Source organism: Streptomyces alkaliphilus, assembly GCF_014141535.1.
Taxonomy (GTDB): Bacteria; Actinomycetota; Actinomycetes; order Streptomycetales; family Streptomycetaceae; genus Streptomyces; species Streptomyces alkaliphilus.
Genome location: NZ_VKHT01000781.1, coordinates 1 through 2,433, shown reverse-complemented (window position 1 = coordinate 2,433; position 2,433 = coordinate 1). Strand labels below are relative to the sequence as shown.

Below are 2,433 nucleotides of genomic sequence, written 5' to 3'. Positions count from 1 at the left end.
GAGACAGGAACGGTTCACGCGCGACCTCCGGTGCGTCCGCGGGCGATCAGCCACATCAGGTAGGGGGCGCCGACGGCGGCGGTCAGCACGCCCACCGGCAGTTCGACCGGGTACAGCAGCTGCCGTGCGCAGAGGTCGGCGGGGACCACGAGCAGCGCCCCGACCAACGCGGATGACAGCAGGGGCAGTTGGGAGGTGCGGGTCAGCCGGCGGGCGATCTGCGGCGAGAGCAGCGCCACGAAGTCCACCGGCCCGGCGGCGCCGGTGGCCACCGCCGCGAGCAGCACCCCGGTGCCCGCCAGCCCGAGCCGCACCCGGCCCAGCCGGGTGCCGAGCCCGATCGCGGTGTCGTCGTCCACGCCCACCGTCCGCTGCGCCCGGGCCGCCCAGAGCAGGGCGGGCAGCAGGACGAGCAGCGTGATCGCGAGGGGCCCGGCCTGTGCCCAGCCCCGGCCGTTCAACGAGCCGGTCATCCACACCGTGGCCTGCTGCGCGACGATCGGCTCGCCCTTGGTGAGGAAGAGCTGCACGACCGCGCGCAGCGCCACCGCCACGCCGATCCCGATCAACACGAAGCGCGCGGCGTGCAGGCCGCCGCGCCAGGCGAACAGCCACACCAGCGAGGCCGCCAACAGCCCGCCGAGTACCGACAGGTACGGCAGCACGGAGGCCGAGACCAGGCCGAAGGTCATGGCGCCGACCGTCATCGCCGCCGCGCCGTGGGTGACTCCGATGACGTCCGGGCTGGCCAGGGGATTGCGGGCCACGGTCTGGATGAGCGCCCCCGCCGCGCCCAGGGCCAGGCCCACCAGCAGGCCGGTCACCAGGCGGGGCAGGCGCAGCGTGCCGATCAGCACCTCGTGGCGGGAGGGCTCGCCGAGCACCACCGCCCACACCTCGGTGGGGGCCACGGTCTGCCGACCGATCGACAGCGCGGCGGTGCAGGCGGCCAGGAGCAGCAGTGTCAGCCCGCAGGCCACCGCCGCCGACCGCAGGTGCACCAGCAGCGAGACCGGGCCGAGGCGCAGCACCGCGTATCCGGCCGGGCGCCCCGGGGCACCGGCCCCCGGCCGGGGGCCGGTGGCGCGCGGGGGCGCGGTGGGCCGCGCGTCGACGCGGGTCGGCGGTCCGGCGCTCACGACCCCACCCCCGATCGGCGCACCAGCGCGATGAGGAAGGGAACGCCGATCAGGGCGGTCATCACCCCGGCCGGGACCTCCGAGGGCGGCAGCACGATCCGGCCCACCACGTCGGCGACCAGCAGCACCACCGGGCCCAGCAGCGCGGCCAGCGGCAGCAGTCGGCGGTGTGACGGGCCCGACAGGGCCCGGGCCAGGTGCGGCACGGCCAGGCCGACGAAGGCGATCGGACCGGCCGCCGCCACGGCGGTGCCGGTGAGCACGGCCGCGCCCAGGCCGCCGCAGATCCGCACGGCCGCCACGTTGCGGCCCAGCCCCCGGGCGACGTCCTCGCCCAGCGCCAGCGCGTCCAGCCCGCGCGAGGAGGCCAGGACGAGGATCAGACCGATCACCAGGAACGGCCACAGGCGGGCGAGGACCTCCGCGTCCCGGCCGGTGAGGGAACCGATCTGCCAGAACCGGAACTGGTCCAGGGTGGCCGAACGGGTGGTCAGCACACCGGCGATGAGGGAGGCCAGCAGCGCGTTGATCGCCGCCCCGGCCAGGGCGAGTTTCACCGGGGAGGCGCCGCCCCGGCCGCGTGAGGCGATCGCGTACACCGCGACCGCCGCGACCCCGGCGCCGGCGAAGGCGAACCAGATCCAGCCGAGGAGGGTCTGCACGCCGAGGAAGGCGATGGCGATCACCACGGCGGCCGAGGCGCCCTGGGCCAGGCCGAGGATGCCGGGTTCGGCGATCGGGTTGCGGGTCAGGCCCTGGAGGACCGCGCCCGCCACCCCGAGTGCGGCGCCGGCCAGCAGCCCGACCAGGGTGCGGGGCAGCCGCATCTCGCGGATGACCTGCGCGGTGGTGCCGTCCCCGCCGCGCAGCAGGGCGTCCCAGATCTCGGCGGGCGGCAGGGTGCGGCTGCCGACGGCGAGGCTGAGCACGACCGCGCCCGCGAGGGCCAGGGCGACGAGCAGCAGCCGGGTGAGGAAGGAGAGGCCGCCGACCCGGCGTGGTTCGGCGCGCCCCTCCCGCCGGGGACCGCTCCCGCCGGCCCGGGACCGGCGTCCGGTGGCGGGCGCCCCGGTGCCCCGGGACAGGGGCACGCCGCTGGGCGCGGTGGCGGGCATGGGCGGTCCCCCGGCGGTGCGGTCGGCGTTCGGTCGGTGGCCGGGGGACGGGGCCCGCCACCCCGAGTGCGGCGCCGGCCAGCAGCCCGACCAGGGTGCGGGGCAGCCGCATCTCGCGGATGACCTGCGCGGTGGTGCCGTCCCCGCCGCGCAGCAGGGCGTCCCAGATCTCGGCGGGC

The 2,433-nt window shown here is 77.3% G+C and carries 2 protein-coding genes; both read right to left on the bottom strand.

What is annotated here, in order from left to right; all coding sequences use genetic code 11:
• Window positions 1-14: 14 nt before the first annotated feature.
• The gene (locus FNQ90_RS19705) at window positions 15-1,031 is read right to left on the bottom strand and encodes a FecCD family ABC transporter permease (protein WP_323380083.1); all 1,017 of its coding nucleotides are present in this window, start codon (window positions 1,029-1,031) and stop codon (window positions 15-17) included.
• Between the two features lie 104 nt (window positions 1,032-1,135).
• Window positions 1,136-2,254 (bottom strand): FecCD family ABC transporter permease, encoded by a 1,119-nt coding sequence (locus tag FNQ90_RS19700; RefSeq protein ID WP_182607582.1) that lies wholly within the window; start codon window positions 2,252-2,254, stop codon window positions 1,136-1,138.
• Between the last annotated feature and the right edge of the window lie 179 nt (window positions 2,255-2,433).